Consider the following 16,360-nt stretch of genomic DNA (forward strand, 5'->3'; position numbering starts at 1 on the left):
TTAAAATAATATTACAAAGTCTAACTATTTTTTTAACGAAATTGCAGGATCTCTGCATTTTTGTTAAGATTTATGGGTAATAGCTACATTTTCCTATGGTAACTGCGGCAGCATCTTTTCAATTGCAAGCGCCCTTCCAGCCCACAGGCGACCAACCACTAGCGATCGAGCAACTTGTCAAAGGCATCGAAGCGGGCGATCGATTTCAAACCTTACTCGGCGCCACAGGTACGGGCAAAACCTTCTCCATTGCCTCGGTGATTGAAAAAGTCGGCAAACCCACCTTAGTCTTAGCACACAACAAAACCCTGGCAGCTCAACTGTGCAACGAACTGCGAAATTTTTTCCCGAACAATGCAGTCGAATACTTTGTCAGTTATTACGACTACTACCAACCTGAAGCATACATCGCCGTCACCGATACTTTCATTGAGAAAACGGCAGCAATTAACGATGAGATAGATATGCTGCGGCACTCCGCCACGCGATCGCTCTTTGAACGCCGCGACGTAATTGTAGTTGCTTCAATTAGCTGCATCTACGGTTTGGGAATGCCCGCAGAATACCTGAAAGCTGCTATTCCTTTGCGAGTAGGAATGGAAGTCAACCAGCGGCAAGTTTTGCGCGATTTAGTCAACGTCCAATACACCCGCAACGATATAGATTTAGGCAGAGGCAAATTTCGCGTCAAAGGCGATGTTTTGGAAATTGGCCCCGCTTACGAAGATAGAATTATTCGCGTTGAATTCTTCGGCGACGAAATTGATGCCATTCGCTACGTTGACCCGGTAACAGGTAAAATCCTGCAAAGTTCGACGGCTTTAAATATTTATCCAGCCCGCCACTTTGTCACCGCAGAAGATAAATTAGAGGCTGCTTGTCAAGGGATAGAACTCGAATTAGAAGACCGACTGGCAGAATTTGAAAAAGAGGGTAAACTATTAGAATCTCAGCGGTTGGAACAGCGGACGCGCTACGATTTGGAAATGCTGCGCGAGGTAGGTTACTGCAACGGAGTCGAGAATTATTCGCGGCATTTAGCAGGGAGAAATGCCGGGGAACCGCCAGAATGTTTGATTGATTATTTCCCGAAAGATTGGATGTTGGTGATAGATGAATCCCACGTCACAGTGCCGCAAATTCGGGGAATGTACAACGGCGACCAAGCGCGCAAAAAAGTCTTGATAGAACACGGTTTTCGTTTGCCCAGCGCCGCTGATAACCGCCCTTTAAAAGCAGATGAATTCTGGGCAAAAGAGAATCAGTGCATCTTTGTTTCTGCTACGCCTGGGGATTGGGAAATCGAGATTTCTGAAGGAAGAGTTGCCGAACAGGTGATCCGCCCTACCGGAGTAATAGATCCGACAATTTTCGTGCGCCCGACGGAAGGACAAATTGATGATTTGTTGGGGGAAATCAAGGAGAGAGTAAGTCGGGACGAGCGAGTTTTGGTAACGACTTTAACCAAGCGGATGGCGGAAGATTTAACCGAATATTTGCAGGAAAGGGCGATTAGAGTTCGGTATTTGCACTCGGAAATTCAGTCAATTCAACGCATAGAAATTATCCAAGATTTGCAGGATGGTAAGTTTGATGTATTGATTGGCGTGAACTTGTTGCGGGAAGGTTTGGATTTGCCGGAAGTCTCGCTGGTGGTAATTTTGGATGCGGATAAAGAGGGGTTTTTGCGATCGGGACGTTCGTTGATTCAAACGATTGGAAGGGCGGCGCGGCACATTCAGGGACAGGCTATTTTGTACGCGGATAATTTGACGGATAGTATGGTTAAGGCGATCGACGAAACGGATCGGCGCCGGGGGATTCAGCTAGCGTACAATAAGATGCACGGGATTACGCCGCAGCCGATCGCGAAAAAGCGATCGAGTAATGCGATTTTGGCATTTTTGGACGTGTCGCGCAAGCTGAATTCTCAGCAGTTGGAGGAGGTTTACGAACAGGTAAACGAGTTATCTTTGGATGAGATTCCTCAGTTAATCGGGCGGTTGGAAACGCAGATGAAGGCGGCGGCGAAGAAGTTGGAGTTTGAGGAGGCGGGTAAGTTGCGCGATCGGATTAAGCATTTGCGGGATAAGCTATTGGGACATTAAGGAAGAGTGGGAGGATATGATGTTCGATCGCATTACCTTCGATCCAAAAATTATGGGAGGAAGAGCTTGCATTCGAGGAATGCGAATTACTGTTTCTTTGGTAGTGAGTTTAGTAGCAAATGGGATGAGTGTAGAGGAAATTTTGGCAGCTTATCCTTATTTGGAAGCTGAGGATATTAAAGCTAGTCTCCAGTATCAACTCTCAACCTCAATGCTATGAATGCACCCACTCGTTTAGAGTTTCCCATTGCTAAGGCGCAATATCTCTTCAGCAGTGCCACGGAAGCAGGAGTAGGGGGAGATAAGCAGAAATTCTGGCGAGATGTGATGGCGTTTGAGTCACCGGAGGCGATTCGAGACGCAATTATAGCCCAAATCTCGCTAGAATTGTTACAGCCAGTCGGACAGAATGACTGTGGAGAACGCTACCAAGCTATTATTTTAGTTACAGGGCGATCGGGAGTATCTTGGCAAATCCGTACAGGTTGGATTGTTTTATTTGGTGAAGATATTGCTAGATTTGTTACCGCATTTCCTCAACGCTTTGGGAGACAGCAATGAGCAAATTTCAATTATTCGATGCAGTTAATTTAACCGAAGCAGTCGCCCTCGCTGATGGCGAGATTGCACCGCCACAAACAGCCGGGACAATTGTTGAGGTTTTCAAGAACGGTGAAGCTTATTTAGTAGAATTATTTGGGGGATGGGTGAAAGCAGAAGTTGGCGGGGATTTTGTTCCTGCAACTCAGGATGAACCGGGAGCATTTATGGAAACGATCGGTGTTGAAACAGTTTATCCGCATCAGTTGCAATTAGTAAAATCTGCCGACGAAATGATGGGGATTCGAGAGCATTTACTGTCGGTTTTAAATAATTTACCTGACGAGTTAGTGGCTGAAGTCTGCGATTTTGCAGAGTTTTTGCAGGAAAAACAGCAAAAAGTGCGATCGTATTAGGTAGCTGACTCACAAATTTTCTCTATCTTTTTATTGCCAAGGTCGATCGGGTTTGTTTCTTTAATCCGCCACGCAGCATAGGCTAGAACTTCTTTAAAGTCTTCTTCTTCAAGTTCTGGATAAGTTTGGCGTATTTCTGCTGTCGAATAGTGAGACGCCATCATTGAGATGATAGTTTCAACTGGTATGGGTAAGTTGCGTATGCAAGGTTTTCCCGCCATGAATTCTGAATCGGAGGTAATTCTAGTAAATTGCTGGATATCTTCTTGGCTATTCGTTGCAATTTCATTGTCCTGAATTACTATTCCAACTCCCGGTATATACCGCACGGGTTGACCAAGTTTCATGGGGTCTACATCTCCCCAATCATAGGGGGGAATTTCATTATCCACGAGGTAAAGTTGACGCCAAGGCGATTTTGCCAATGCTTCCTCGGAAATGTCAGGAAAAAATATTAGCACTTCTGCGATGCCAACGGGAAAACCATTGAGTTTGCTCAAGCCATCTATAATCGCGGCTAAGACGGATAAGTTTAGATGGCTGAGGTTTTCGGCTTTTTCTATCAGTTGGTATACGGTTTCAGGATTGAGTGTTTCGCCCACAGCTTCGACTAAGTTTTCGGGGGTGAAACCTCGACATTTCAAGTATTCGGCTAGTTGTAAGCGAATTGTACTCATGGGTTTAGTTGAGAAAGATTTTAGGGTGAAGTGCGATCGCCCTTTACCATTGTCCTATTTTATGAATGGAAAGGGCGATCGTACTTTCTATCAGATTCCTAGTCTTTCGGGTGAATATTCGCGTTCCAAGGAGTCGGCTTTTGATAAACCATTGTTATCCCAGAAATCTGACTCGTACTCCCATCCACGGTTTTTATCTTTCCGATCCTCATCCTCAGAGTGTAAGCGTTCTAAGGTAGTCACTCTGTCTTTGAGTTTTTGCAGATCGCGCTGAATGTCCGAGAGTATAAGCTCTTGACTAGGGTATGACCCATAAACCATACGGGCTATCTCCCAACCATGAGGATGATCGAGCAGCTTTTCGAGTAGCGATCGCGCGTGATTTTGTGGTATCATTGTTTTGCATAAATTAAATAACATCCAGAATCCTGAGAACGGCTTAATGCAGTTCAATGCTACCGTTCTAGAATTCATGGTTTGAATAGAGCGTCCCTAACACCTCCAAGTAGTAGGGACGTTCTTTATTTATTATTAGCACATTAGCTGGCTAGTAGTCAATTAAAATTTCCGATAAATTATCGTTTTTTTTTTTGATCCTGTGTTGCCAAGAAAGCAAAACGAGAGATAAAAATGGAACCGGATATGAAATGAGATACTAATTGAATGGGAGGTATTAATTAACTTAATTAAGAATTGACACCGCAAAGCGGGTATTTAGCGTTAATTCCTGCATAGCCACAATTAACCTAAATCCCTATTAGGGATGGAAACAGCTTTATTATCTGTCAAAAGCGAAACCGGTTTCGTTTTTGAGTGGCAATTAACCTAAATCTCTATTAGGGATTGAAACCGATGTAAGGATTCAGGTCATGTGAAAAGCAGTAAAACCTATACGGTGTAACCATTTGATTGAATAATCATCAAATACCCATTCTTATTAAGAAACCATGAAAGCTTTTATTTTCGTACCTATTGAGAATGAAGCTGTTGATTTAGCGAAGGCTTTAATTCTACAAGTCTTTCTGTGACTACGTTTCAGATACCTGAATCCTTACAAACCGATACATTTAGCAAGATGGGGGACGGAACTTTAAAAAATGCGATTAACCTAAATATTTATTAGGGATTGAAACTTGTCCGTCATTATATTAAAAAAGGCCGATCGCCCAAAACACCACCAAAACAAACTACTTTCTCAATACCGCAGCATCCGTACTGCTAGCAAAAGCCGGACTAATAAACTCCTCCTTCTCTTCCAACGTGATGTAACCCTTATCTACAGCTAGCTGCATCACTTCCTGAAGAAAACCTCTCAGCACATCTAATACGTGAGTGCGATCGAACTCAAAATGCTTTTCCCCACCAGAAGTTCCAAACTTCCTCAAATAGGAGTTACGCATGAGAACTCAGAAACCGGGTTTTTTGCGCTAATACTTCGTAACAGCCCGCAAATGCAGTAAAAAACCCGGTTTCTTTGGCGGAGTGCGTAAGTTCTGTCTATGTAATTTTCGCATATTAAAGTGGTAAGTTGGGTTTTGTTACCTCAACCCAACCTACTAATAAACTTACGGTGTCGGATTCGGATACTTAGCGTGCACCGCATCGATTTCCGCTACGATCTCCCGATCCAAATTCACCTCCAAACTACCGATATTTTCCTTCAACTGTTCGAGACTGGTTGCACCGATAATAGTGCTAGTTACAAACCAGCGCGATCGCACATACGCCAAAGCCATCTGCGCCGGACTTAAATTGTATTTCCCCGCAATCTCAACATAGGCTTTCACGGCATCATTCAGATTAGTTTTATCGTAACGCTGACCAAATCCAGCGAATAAAGCCAACCTAGAATTTTCGGGAATTCCATTCAAGTATTTACCCGTTAACAGCCCAAACCCCAAAGGACTGTAAGCCATCAATCCCACATTCTTAAAACGGCAAGTTTCCGCTAAATTTAGGTGAAATGTGCGATTGCTCAAACTGAAAGCATTCTGAATCGAAACAACTTTCGGCAAGCCGTGTTTTTGGGCCAATTCACAAAACTCGCAAACTCCCCAAGGCGTCTCGTTACTCAAACCAAAATAGCGGATTTTCCCAGCTTTAATCAAATCAGCAAATACCTCTAACTGTTCCAAAATCGGTACAGTTTCGTGCTCTTGGGCGATGTCGTAATCCGGCGCGCCAAATAGCGGCACGTAGCGATCGGGCCAGTGGATCTGATAGAGGTCGATGTAGTCAGTTTGCAAGCGCTTCAGGCTGTCATTCAGGGCTTTTTCGACATTTGGGCGATCGATCTGATTTTTCCCTTCCCGAATCCACTTCAATCGAGTGCTTCTCCCCGCCACTTTAGTAGCTATAATGACTTTATCCCGCTGCTGTTTCGTCAACCATTCTCCGATATATTCCTCTGTTTTTCCCTGAGTTTCGGCTTTTCCAGGAACGGGATACATTTCTGCCGTATCGATAAAGTTGATGCCTTTGGCGATCGCAAAATCGAGCTGTTGCGCCGCTTCTGCAACGGTGTTCTGCTGGCCGTAAGTCATCGTACCCAAACAGATTTCAGATACTGATAAATCGCTGTCGCCCAGTTTTTTGTATTCCATGAGTTTGATTACTGGAAAAATATCTGATTCTATATTACAGAAAAACCTTGATTTAATTGACAACTCCAGAAAAGTGCGCGAGGCTTTCTCCTCTCTTCCTCTGCGATCTCTGCGACCTCTGCGGTTAAAAACTTTTAAAAGATATCCGCACTTAAATGTTAATATAAATAATTCGTATTCGTCTGATGTATGAGTAGTCGCCCGCCAAAAGTTCCATTTGTCAACCTCTCCCTGCAACACCAGCCAATCCAATCCCAAATAGCAGAAGCAATTAGAAAAATTATCCAGGAAGGAGACTTTATTTTAGGCGAAGCACTCGCGGAATTTGAAACAGCATTTGCAGCAGCTTCAGGAGTAAAATACGGCGTAGGAGTGGCTTGTGGAACTGATGCGATCGCCCTGGGACTCCAAGCTTGCGGCATTAATCCGGGCGACGAAATTATCATACCCGCTAACACCTTTATCGCCACCGCGATCGCCGTCCTCGAAGCCAAAGCTATACCTATTCTTGTCGATTGCGACCCGGAAACCGCCCTGATTGACCTCACAGCAGCCGAAACAGCAGTTACCTCGAAAACTAAAGCAATTATCCCCGTACACCTCTACGGTCAAATGGTATCGCCCCGGCAGCTTTTAGATTTTGCAAACCGCCACAATTTAGTCATATTTGAAGATGCCGCCCAAGCGCACTTAGCCGAAAGAGAAGGATACCGCGCGGGTTCCATTGGGAAAGCAGCAGCATTCAGCTTTTATCCCAGCAAAAACCTCGGTGCTTTTGGCGACGGCGGGATGTTAATTACTAACGATGCAGAGATTGCAGAAAAAATGCGAACTCTCCGCAATTACGGAGCACCTAGCAAATATTTGCACACAGAAATTGGTACCAACAGCCGCCTCGACAATTTGCAAGCAGCCGTGCTCAATGTTAAATTGCCTTATTTAGAAAAATGGAATCGCGATCGCGCCGCCGCCGCCCAACATTACGATACTCTACTAGAACCCCTGAAACACAAAGGCATTGTACCCATTGCCAACCACAGCAGCAGCGGTCACATTTATCACCTCTATGTTATCAAAATTACTGAGGAAAGCTCGTTAGCGAAGCCCTCGAAGAGGATCGACCGCAACACCCTTCAGGGAAAACTCGCCCAACACGGCATTCAAACAGGTATACACTATCCCCTACCTTGTCACTTGCAACCCGCCTACCAAAACTTAGGCAATCGGGGCGACTTCCCCCGCGCCGAAACCCTGTGCCAACAAATTTTATCATTGCCAATGTATCCCGGATTGAGCAATACTCAGATCGAGCAAGTTGTTCGGGCGATCGTACTATCATTGAATTGCTAATTGTTCGTAAAACTTATGCTCAACCTGTTTCCAGCAGTAGAGTGCAGTTATAAAAGCATTTAAGTTCGGAATTAACTCGCATCAGGCACCCATATCAAAAACCCGTAGGGGCGCGTTCACCAATAGCTTTCTCATGGTGCAGACAGGTTAAATAAACCCGCCCCCACCCTGCGCGAGAGTCCTTTATTGATATTGATGTCTGATGTCGGGAATTAACAAATCTTTAACTGACAGTTAAAAACCCCAAAGCGTTGCGAATCCAGCGCGGCAATCTTAAAACTTCTCACACCATGCACATCCAGCGCAAAATTCGCATTGTTTTCAAGCGATACCTCCTGGAGGAAGGTATCACGGTACTCCTAGTGCTGCTGTACGCACCCCTGCTAGTACACTGGTACGACGGCTGGTTGAACAAAAGCATCAGCCTCGAACACGAATATTTCAGCCACGGACTAATTGGTTTGCCCTACGCAGCTTATATTGCTTGGATGAACCGAAAATCCTGGCGCAGCTTGCCCAACTCACCGCATCCTTTGGGAGGCTTTTTGCTGGTACTAGCCACCCTTTTTTATCTGAGTCGCTTGAGCGATTTAGTAAATTTATCCCTGCCCGCAATGCTTGCCAGCATTTGCTTATCTTTAAAAGGAATTCCCGGCTTGAAATTGCAGGCGATGCCGCTTTTATTCGTATTTCTGGCCTCGCCAAACCACATTCCTTACCTCATAGAACCCTACGCCTTGCCCTTGCAGCAACTCATTGCTGAAACATCAGGCTGGATATTAATTAAAATTGGCATCAACGTGAGAGTGGAAGAAATTTATCTGTACGTAAACGAGCGCATTGTAGAAGTTGCTCCGCACTGTGCCGGCTTAAAAATGCTGTTTACCAGTCTTTATGTCAGCTTAATTCTGCTGGATTGGACGGGAGTTTGGAACTCTCGCAAAAAAAGCCTTTTGTTTTTAGTGAGTACATCCATTATTAGCATCACTTCCAACATTTTTCGCAATACTTTGCTAACTTACTTTCACGGAACCGACAGAGAGGCGCTTTTTACTTGGCTGCACGCCGGATGGGGGGGAGATTTGTATTCTGCTTGTATACTAGGATTATTGGTACTTATCCTCAACGGGATGGAAAAGTATTTCCCAACTCAGTCTGGCAATTAATGAAACAGATGATTTCTGCACAGAAACTCCTGCGTCGGTATCAATTATCTAAAATTATGGTACTGGTGTTTTTGCTGGTATTAGTTGGGGCAGTAGCAATTCCGGGCTACGCGACGGGAAGGTGGCCTTGGACAAACCCGCCAACCCTTGCCAACCTCAAGCAATTAAGAAGTGTGCGCCAAAACGGGATAAAAATTCCTGGGTGGCAGGTTATAGCCGTTCAGAATAATGTCCAAATTGGCACTCACAGATGGTTAGTTCAAGAAATTAAAAAGGATAAAACAATTGCCATTTTATTGCTGTTGCCTCAAAATTACCCCAAAAACCAGCCCCAAGTAGAATGGCTAGATATCGATGGATTTCACCGGTGGCAAACCGATTCTCATCGCACTTTGAGGTTTACAGTTAAATTAGCACCAATACCCGGCCAGCCGCCGCCTAATGTCGAGGCGAGGTTTTTCCGAAGCTGGACTCCCCAACAAACTTTTGCTGTCGTGCAGTGGTACGCTTGGCCTAACGGGGGTTCTCCAGCAACCAGCCGCTGGTTTTGGGAAGACAGCATGGCTAGACTCTCGAACCGCCGCGCCTCTTGGGTTGCTGTCAGTATCATTCTTCCCGTTCAACCGCAGGGCGACATTAAGATAGCTCAACCATTGCTGGAATCTCTTGCCGAAAGTGTCCAGGCTAAATTAATTACAGAAACTTTTCGGTTTCAGTAAGCAGGTAGGTGCAAATAAATCAGCCTAGGGGGTGGGCGGGTTTTGCCAAAATCAACTGCTTCCTAGTCAATAGCCGGATTCAACTCGCCCCTAAAATATCTTATTGTTTTTTATCGTCGCTATATTTAGATGAAACTTACAAGTCAGGTCATTATTCAAAATATTACTTTTTTAAATCCTCTGAAAATGCGGGAAAAATCCACTATTAAAAATCGCCTCGCTTTTGAGTTGGCAGGTCTGTATTCAACTGCTTGGACTCTATCTTTTTCTGCTGTATTGTGGGGTTTTAATAGCAAATATTTTTCGGAAACGGCTTTAGCTCAATCTGTTGTTCCAAGAGACGAGCGACTCGTGCCACCACCGCCACCGCCGCCTGCCAATTTAAACCCGGATATTAACCCAGCTTTTCGGAATCGGCCCTACCGCTTGGGCCCGGGAGACCAGATTTCTGTTCAAGTTCAGCGCTTCCCAGAGCTAGGTTTTACGGGTGCAATCAGCCCTGAAGGGGTAATTGTACTGCCGCTAATCGGAACAGTAAATGTGCGCGGTCTTACTGTCGAAGAATCGCAGCAGCGCCTCCGAGAGCGCTTTGGCCAATTTATCAAAAATCCTCAAGTCTCGGCTGCTTTGCTGGTTCAGCGCCCCGTAGTGGTGACGGTGACGGGGGAAGTGGCGAGACCGGGTTTTTATCCGCTGCAAACCCCCCAGCTTCCTGCGGCTTTGGCGGCGGCTGCTGGGACTAATCCTACGGCGGAACTGCGGGCGGTGCGGGTGCGGCGGACTCTGCCGGGAGGTGCTGTGGCGGAGCAAGTTGTTGATATTTTGACGCCGCTGCAAACTGGTATTGCTCCGCCGGATTTGCGTTTGGAAGATGGAGATGCGATCGTCGTACCGTATAAACAGGTTACGCCCGATCGCAACTCCGATCGAGATTTAGCATCCAGGTACAGCCTCGCTGCTGCTGCTGTCCCCGTCCAAATCACTGTCACCGGAGAAGTCAGCAAACCGGGTTTTTACACGCTTCCGGCGGGTTCTGGTCGAATTTCGGCTGCTTTGGCGATCGCGGGGGGAGTCACGGGAAAAGCCGATTTGCGGGAGGTGCGAGTGCGGCGGACGCTGATGGACGGCTCCTCGGTGGAGGAACCAATCGACCTCTACACTCCCCTAGCAAAGGCTAACGATTTGTTCGATTTTCCTTTGGCATCGGGAGATGTGATTGTCATCCCGGAATTGGACGCTAGTACCAAAAACCTAGACTACGACAAAGCTCTGGTTTCGCGGTCTACCCTGATTAAACCCAGGATCTACGTTCGAGTTTTGAGTTACGCTAGTGGTGGTTTGACCTCGTTCTACGTAGAAAATGGCAGCAGGTTTTTGGATGCTCTCAACAACTTGCCTGTTAATCTTGCTAACTTGCGGAAAATAGCCCTGATTCGGTTCGACGAAAAGCAAGGTAGAGCAATCAACCGTTCGATAGATGCTAAAGCTGCTTTGGAGGGCAATGTTTCTCAGAACCCGATGCTCGAAGATAATGATGTGATTGTGATTGGTAGGAATTTGGTAGAGCGCATTGGTTATGTAATCAATACTTTTACTCGACCATTCCGGGATACTTTGGGATTTATTCTGTTCTTTGAGCAGTTGAGAAATGGGGTAACAGATTTGTTCGGCCCGTCACGTAATGAGAGGTAGTCATACCATTTTAGATTTTAGATTTTAGATTTTAGATTTTAGATGGGGAATGACTTAGGCGATATGGGTTTAGCTCGCAGACCGAAAGTTATAAGGTTTTTGGGGGGTTTCTAGAATTACTCAGCAGTCATTAGTTATCGTTAAGAATTAGCAATCTAAAATCTAAAATCTAAAATCTAAAATCTAAAATCTAAAATCTAAAATCTAAAATCTAAAATTGTCATGACTTTATCAGTTGTCAAACGTTATTTAATTGCTTTCGACCAATACAAGTGGGTGGGACTCGCTACTCTTGCGGTGACTGTTGGCGTGTCGGGAGTAGTGGCCGTGCAGCCAAAGGCGGCGCCAGTTTACGTTGCAATAGGTACGCTGGCATACGACAGGCCGAGCGTGATTTTTTCATCGACTACTACTAAAATTCAACAGGAAGGACAAGAAATAAGTAAAGATATGCTACTGGATACAAGGGTGGTCGAACCAGCAGCCGAAAAACTCATAAAACCCGAAGAAAAATTAAACAAAGAAGAAGCGAAAGAAAAAATACAAGCTTTGGCTAAGAAGCTGGGAAAAGACGTGCAGATAAAGATGCCAAGTAAGAATAATGACCCCAGCGCTTTGATTCAAGTATTGTACAAAAATGCCGATCGCCAAAGAGCAGTAAAGGTAGTAGAGACGCTGATGTACCAAATGGTGGCTCGCAGCGAAACTCTTAATACTTCTAGACTGCGTGAGACGATCGCCCAAATTAACAAGCGTTTGCCGACAGTAACTCAGGAACTTAGAGAGGCGGAAGCAAAACTTGAATCCTACGAAAAACGAGAAGGAACTTCAATTTTAGCAGCTCAGAGCGGTGCTCTGCCGCAAGCGATTACCAGCAGCCAACAGCAGCAGCGGCAACTCCGCGTGCAGTTGGGAGGAATTGAAGCTCAAATGAACAGTTTGCAGGAGCGCTTGGGATTGAATGTGGAGCAAGCTTACGTCGCTCAAGCACTCTCTGCCGATCCAATTATTGCCCAACTGCGAGTGCAATTGTTTTCGATCGAATCTCAACTCAAAATTCTCCGCAGCGACTTGCAGGAGGAACACCCGAAAATTGTAGAATTGGTCAAACAAAAACAAGCTTTTGAGCAGCAGTTGCAGCAGCGGCAATCTGAGGTACTAGGCGGTAACGGGGTGGCGGCTCCGCTCAGAAGTGCCGATCGAATTCGGGTAGACTCTTCTTTAGATCCGGCCAGACAGCAGTTAGCCCAAACTTTGATTGCTTTGCAAACGCAGCGGGATGCGGTGCAACAGCAACTCCAAGGAATCGAGAAAACTGAACAGCTATTGCGTCGGGAACACGCGACAATCCCCAACAAGCAGTTAGAACAAGCGCGGTTAGCCCAGCAAGTGGCGTTCAAAAAAGCTCTCTACGACAAGATGCAGTCGGCTTTGGTAGATGCTGAGGCGGCGGTAGCTGAGACAACGGGGAGTTTGAGAATCGCCCAATTGCCACAAACTGATGACGTTGAGTCAAACAAGAGAGGTTTGCCCGTGATGCTGGCGGTGGGCGGATTTGTGGGATTGCTGCTGGGCGGGGGGTTGATATTTTTGTTGGGGATGCTCAACGGCAAGTTTTACAGTTGGGAAGAAGTGCGGGCGGCTTTGGCGGAAAAAGAGGTGCCGATACTGGCAGTTTTGCCTGAAGTGACGGTGTTTGATTCCTACGGCGATGAAATAATGCCTCTGGCCCTGGAGGCAAATTCTCCCTATTTGGAATTTTACGAGCGGTTGCGTACTAATTTGCGCCGGATCGGGAATAAACCGGTGAAGGTGGTGTTGCTGACTTCGGCGGCGCCTTTGGAGGGGAAAAGTTTTAGTGCTTACAATTTGGCAATTGCATCGGCTCGATCGGGTAAACGGACTTTGCTAATTGAAGCAGATTTGCGATCGGCTTCTAACGTTGAATCTTTGAAAATCGCCGCCGATCCTTTGGCAACTGTGGAACCTTTGCACTATTACGGCAATATTAGCGAGTGCGTCCTTTTGGTTCCAGAGGTAGAGAACCTATACGTTGTGCCGAGTCCCGGCTTTTTGCGGCAAGCCTCGGCCGTACTGGAATCCAGCGAAATGCGGAGATTGTTTGAGGATGTTCGCAACCGCTTTGATTTTGTGGTTGTCGATTCTCCGGCGTTGAGCGAGTGCAACGACGCGCTGACTCTGGAACCGTACACGGACGGTATGATTTTGGTGGCGCGGCCTGGTTACACTTTGTCTAGTATGTTGTCTGAGGCTGCCGATCAGTTGCTGGAATCTGAGGATGACGAGTCGCATAAATCCGGGCCGCGGCTGTTGGGAGCGATTATTAACGGTGCTGATATTCCGGTGAAGTTCCGCAATGATGTTGATATTCATGAATGGGAGTTGCCTTTGAGTGCGATCGGCGATCGCGCGATCGAAGTGCGATCGAGGCAATTACCGCAGCACTCAAAGCCCAAAAACAAGGCTATTAATAGTAAATTGAGATAATTTATCAGGCTTGATTATTGTAAAGCCATCCTCAAGCAAATGTGAATGTTTTGTAGGTGCAACCTAAGCAGGTTAAGCCGAAAGCACCGTTAACAGCCCGTCGATTTTAGATTTTAGATTTTAGATTTTAGATTCGGCTCCACCGATGAATCTGGGAGGCTGAACTTTGGTCTAAAATTTTTCGCTTGTCAACAGTCAACAGTCAACAGTCAACAGTCATTACTTGAAAATGTATCATAGCACTATTGATTGGATTCCGGGCGTTTGGAGTGTTTACTCTGGATAAACTGTTCCAAATCGGCGATCGCATCTTCAAAATCCGACAAATTAATTTTCGCAGGTCTAGTCTTCTTCGGCAAACTCGAAGACTGACTCGAAGGTTTAGCCGGAGGCGGTGGAGATTTCGGTTGTGCAGCTTGCGTGCTGTTCGATTCTATAGAATCGAACAATTCATCCAGGGACTCAAAAAATGATTGAGCCGAGGCCCGGCGTAAATCTTTCTGGTCGTCGTCATCCGTCATAAGCCACTCCATAGACTCTAAAAGTTGCCAACCAACTCTGCCCGCCCCCAGGGCGTGCAGACATGAAAACCCGACTAAAACAAGCAAGCGGACACCATTTAACCGGACGGTGGAATGCCTGCTGCTGAATTTGCTGCCCCTTATAAAACCGGCAGCGGGCCTTGTCAGCCTTCAAACTATATTTAACTCTACACCCGCTTACTGAGTGATTTGAGACTTGGTGCAAACCCAGCTCAAAATCATTGACCCTGAAAAAATCTCAGTTAGGGCTCTTTCGTTGTCTAATTAACCCTAGTCTAGTCGAGAATAAGGAGACAGGACTTATGCAACTATTACCGCTGTTCAAGGGTTGCGATGGCAACGCGCCACCTCGAAAGGACGGAAATACGGTGTTTTTTGCTTGAGTCCTAAGATTTTAAAGGCATTAGGAGATTTTAAGGTGACTCAGGGATTTGATTACGATTTAGCAATTATCGGCGCTGGCGTGGGCGGACACGGGGCGGCCATACACGCGGTTAGCTGCGGGCTGAAAGTGGCAATTATCGAAGCAGGGGACATGGGGGGGACTTGCGTCAACCGCGGCTGCATTCCCTCTAAGGCGCTGTTGGCGGCTTCCGGGCGGGTGCGAGATTTGCGGAATGCCCACCACCTAAAGACTTTGGGTATTCAATTGGGCAGTGTGGATTTCGATCGCGGGGCGATCGCCAATCACGCTAATACTATTGTTAGCAAACTTCGCGGCGACTTGACTAACAGCCTCAAACGTTTGAACGTCGATGTCATCCAAGGTTGGGGCAAAATTGCCAGTGCTCAAAAAATTACCGTCGAAACCGATAAAGGCGAGAAAACTATTACCGCCAAGGATATTATTCTCGCTCCCGGTTCGATTCCCTTCGTCCCCCCTGGGATAGAAATTGACGGCAAAACTGTATTTACCAGCGATGATGCTGTCAGGTTGGAATCGCTGCCAAAGTGGATTGCAATTATTGGTAGCGGCTATATCGGTTTGGAGTTTTCGGATATTTACACGGCCCTAGGCTGCGAAATTACGATGATTGAAGCTCTAGACCAATTGATGCCGACTTTTGACCCGGATATTGCTAAGTTGGCAGAACGAGTGTTAATTGCACCCCGCGATATTGAAACAAAAGTGGGTGTTTTGGCGAAGAAGATTACTCCTGGTTCGCCGGTAATTATTGAATTAGCTGATTTCAAAACTAAGGAAGTTGTCGAAGTTTTGGAAGTTGATGCTTGTTTGGTGGCAACTGGTCGGGTTCCGGTGAGCAAGAATTTGGGGTTAGAAACTGTTGGGGTGGAAACGATGCGCGGTTATATCCCAGTTAATGATAAGATGCAGGTTTTGGCGGCGGGAGAACCGGTGCAAAATTTGTGGGCTATCGGCGATGTTAACGGCAAGATGATGTTAGCGCATTCTGCGTCTGCTCAGGGAATTGCGGCGGTGGAAAATATTTGCGATCGTGCGCGTGAAGTTGACTATTTGAGTATCCCGGCTGCGGCATTTACTCACCCGGAAATTAGCTATGTGGGGATGACTGAACCTGCGGCCAAAGAGTTAGGAAAAACTGAAGGCTTTGAGGTCGGTTCTGTCAAGAGTTATTTTAAGGGAAATTCTAAGGCTATTGCGGAGGGTGAAACTGACGGTATGGCTAAGGTGATTTACCGGAAAGATACTGGGGAGTTGTTGGGAGTTCACATTTTCGGTTTGCACGCTGCGGATTTGATTCAGGAAGCGGCAAATGCGATCGCCCAGCGCGATTCTGTTAATACTTTAGCATTCCGAGTTCACACTCACCCGACGCTTTCGGAAGTGCTTGATGAGGCGTTTAAACGGGCGGCTGGAGCGGGTAGTCATTAATTTGTCGGGGCACTTTTATTGTTTTAAATCCCCGGCTTCTTGAAGAAGTCGGGGATTTAAGTATTCTGTTCTATGGCGGTGGTAGAGCAAGTTAAACGAGATGAAAGTGTTCGCAATTGCATCTTTTAGTATGCTCGCTTAACAGGCTTTCCGGCCTGTTGCACAAAGAGTAAGTTTTTTTGTG

Annotated in this window: 15 protein-coding genes; 10 read left to right on the top strand and 5 right to left on the bottom strand. The window is 46.2% G+C overall.

The annotated features are described in order from the left end of the window. The first annotated feature begins 95 nt into the window (after positions 1 to 95). From uvrB to QUA50_RS17130, 4 genes are read left to right on the top strand one after another with little or no spacing between them, the layout of a single operon-like run. A complete protein-coding gene (gene uvrB, locus QUA50_RS17115) occupies positions 96 to 2,108 on the top strand; it encodes an excinuclease ABC subunit UvrB (RefSeq protein ID WP_333265216.1) in 2,013 nt (670 codons plus the stop codon). Positions 2,109 to 2,124: 16 nt separating this feature from the next. Continuing rightward, the gene (locus tag QUA50_RS17120) at positions 2,125 to 2,328 is read left to right on the top strand and encodes a DUF433 domain-containing protein (RefSeq protein ID WP_333102431.1); all 204 of its coding nucleotides are present in this window, start codon (positions 2,125 to 2,127) and stop codon (positions 2,326 to 2,328) included. Next, complete coding sequence (locus QUA50_RS17125) at positions 2,325 to 2,669, top strand: DUF6883 domain-containing protein (protein ID WP_333265215.1); 345 nt, start codon at positions 2,325 to 2,327, stop codon at positions 2,667 to 2,669. The genes QUA50_RS17120 and QUA50_RS17125 overlap by 4 nt, the downstream gene beginning before the upstream one ends. Continuing rightward, positions 2,666 to 3,064, top strand: a complete 399-nt coding sequence (locus QUA50_RS17130; protein WP_333265214.1) for a DUF2281 domain-containing protein — start codon at positions 2,666 to 2,668, stop codon at positions 3,062 to 3,064. Before QUA50_RS17125 ends, QUA50_RS17130 begins: the two co-directional genes overlap by 4 nt. On the opposite strand, the gene QUA50_RS17135 is transcribed toward QUA50_RS17130, so the two are convergent. The 4 genes from QUA50_RS17135 to QUA50_RS17150 all read right to left on the bottom strand — a co-directional run bounded on the left by QUA50_RS17135 (position 3,061) and on the right by QUA50_RS17150 (position 6,344). Continuing rightward, complete coding sequence (locus tag QUA50_RS17135; protein ID WP_333265213.1) at positions 3,061 to 3,741, bottom strand: DUF433 domain-containing protein; 681 nt, start codon at positions 3,739 to 3,741, stop codon at positions 3,061 to 3,063. The two genes, QUA50_RS17130 and QUA50_RS17135, sit on opposite strands and share 4 nt — an antisense overlap. A 90-nt stretch (positions 3,742 to 3,831) precedes the next feature. Further along, complete coding sequence (locus QUA50_RS17140) at positions 3,832 to 4,137, bottom strand: hypothetical protein (RefSeq protein ID WP_333265212.1); 306 nt, start codon at positions 4,135 to 4,137, stop codon at positions 3,832 to 3,834. Positions 4,138 to 4,928: 791 nt separating this feature from the next. Further along, entirely contained in the window at positions 4,929 to 5,141 is a 213-nt protein-coding gene (locus QUA50_RS17145; protein ID WP_333265211.1) for a hypothetical protein, read from the bottom strand. 165 nt (positions 5,142 to 5,306) lie between these two features. Beyond that, positions 5,307 to 6,344, bottom strand: a complete 1,038-nt coding sequence (locus QUA50_RS17150) for an NADP(H)-dependent aldo-keto reductase (protein WP_333265210.1) — start codon at positions 6,342 to 6,344, stop codon at positions 5,307 to 5,309. A 189-nt stretch (positions 6,345 to 6,533) separates the two neighbouring features. Between QUA50_RS17150 and QUA50_RS17155 the strand changes: the two genes are divergently transcribed. The 5 genes from QUA50_RS17155 (at position 6,534) to QUA50_RS17175 (ending at position 13,779) form a co-directional block, all read left to right on the top strand. Then, positions 6,534 to 7,694 carry a DegT/DnrJ/EryC1/StrS family aminotransferase gene (locus QUA50_RS17155; protein ID WP_333265209.1) on the top strand — a complete coding sequence of 387 codons (1,161 nt, stop codon included), beginning with the start codon at positions 6,534 to 6,536 and terminating at the stop codon, positions 7,692 to 7,694. Between the two features lie 290 nt (positions 7,695 to 7,984). Beyond that, positions 7,985 to 8,860, top strand: a complete 876-nt coding sequence (crtB, locus tag QUA50_RS17160) for a cyanoexosortase B (RefSeq protein ID WP_333265208.1) — start codon at positions 7,985 to 7,987, stop codon at positions 8,858 to 8,860. After that, positions 8,860 to 9,579, top strand: coding sequence for a cyanoexosortase B system-associated protein (locus QUA50_RS17165; protein ID WP_333299382.1), 720 nt, complete (start codon positions 8,860 to 8,862; stop codon positions 9,577 to 9,579). The genes crtB and QUA50_RS17165 overlap by 1 nt, the downstream gene beginning before the upstream one ends. Before the next feature lie 129 nt (positions 9,580 to 9,708). Further along, complete coding sequence (locus QUA50_RS17170) at positions 9,709 to 11,271, top strand: polysaccharide biosynthesis/export family protein (protein ID WP_333265206.1); 1,563 nt, start codon at positions 9,709 to 9,711, stop codon at positions 11,269 to 11,271. A 222-nt stretch (positions 11,272 to 11,493) separates the two neighbouring features. Continuing rightward, positions 11,494 to 13,779: an AAA family ATPase gene (locus QUA50_RS17175; protein WP_333265205.1), complete on the top strand. Its 2,286-nt coding sequence runs from the start codon at positions 11,494 to 11,496 to the stop codon at positions 13,777 to 13,779. A gap of 242 nt (positions 13,780 to 14,021) precedes the next feature. Here QUA50_RS17175 and QUA50_RS17180 read toward each other — a convergent pair whose 3' ends face one another. After that, a complete protein-coding gene (locus QUA50_RS17180; protein WP_333209194.1) occupies positions 14,022 to 14,300 on the bottom strand; it encodes a hypothetical protein in 279 nt (92 codons plus the stop codon). A 439-nt stretch (positions 14,301 to 14,739) separates the two neighbouring features. Here QUA50_RS17180 and lpdA point away from each other — a divergent pair, with 439 nt between their 5' ends. Next, on the top strand, positions 14,740 to 16,176 hold the full coding sequence (lpdA, locus tag QUA50_RS17185) for a dihydrolipoyl dehydrogenase (protein WP_333265204.1): 1,437 nt from the start codon (positions 14,740 to 14,742) through the stop codon (positions 16,174 to 16,176). Positions 16,177 to 16,360 lie beyond the last annotated feature (184 nt).

It is taken from the genome of Microcoleus sp. M2_D5, assembly GCF_036701935.1.
Lineage (GTDB): Bacteria > Cyanobacteriota > Cyanobacteriia > Cyanobacteriales > Microcoleaceae > Microcoleus.

Coding starts and splice junctions, on each gene's coding strand:
- uvrB (WP_333265216.1), top strand. CDS start 96: ATGGTAACTGCGGCAGCATCTTTTCAATTGCAAGCGCCCTTCCAGCCC.
- QUA50_RS17120 (WP_333102431.1), top strand. CDS start 2,125: ATGATGTTCGATCGCATTACCTTCGATCCAAAAATTATGGGAGGAAGA.
- QUA50_RS17125 (WP_333265215.1), top strand. CDS start 2,325: ATGAATGCACCCACTCGTTTAGAGTTTCCCATTGCTAAGGCGCAATAT.
- QUA50_RS17130 (WP_333265214.1), top strand. CDS start 2,666: ATGAGCAAATTTCAATTATTCGATGCAGTTAATTTAACCGAAGCAGTC.
- QUA50_RS17135 (WP_333265213.1), bottom strand. CDS start 3,741: ATGAGTACAATTCGCTTACAACTAGCCGAATACTTGAAATGTCGAGGT.
- QUA50_RS17140 (WP_333265212.1), bottom strand. CDS start 4,137: ATGATACCACAAAATCACGCGCGATCGCTACTCGAAAAGCTGCTCGAT.
- QUA50_RS17145 (WP_333265211.1), bottom strand. CDS start 5,141: ATGCGTAACTCCTATTTGAGGAAGTTTGGAACTTCTGGTGGGGAAAAG.
- QUA50_RS17150 (WP_333265210.1), bottom strand. CDS start 6,344: ATGGAATACAAAAAACTGGGCGACAGCGATTTATCAGTATCTGAAATC.
- QUA50_RS17155 (WP_333265209.1), top strand. CDS start 6,534: ATGAGTAGTCGCCCGCCAAAAGTTCCATTTGTCAACCTCTCCCTGCAA.
- crtB (WP_333265208.1), top strand. CDS start 7,985: ATGCACATCCAGCGCAAAATTCGCATTGTTTTCAAGCGATACCTCCTG.
- QUA50_RS17165 (WP_333299382.1), top strand. CDS start 8,860: ATGAAACAGATGATTTCTGCACAGAAACTCCTGCGTCGGTATCAATTA.
- QUA50_RS17170 (WP_333265206.1), top strand. CDS start 9,709: ATGAAACTTACAAGTCAGGTCATTATTCAAAATATTACTTTTTTAAAT.
- QUA50_RS17175 (WP_333265205.1), top strand. CDS start 11,494: ATGACTTTATCAGTTGTCAAACGTTATTTAATTGCTTTCGACCAATAC.
- QUA50_RS17180 (WP_333209194.1), bottom strand. CDS start 14,300: ATGACGGATGACGACGACCAGAAAGATTTACGCCGGGCCTCGGCTCAA.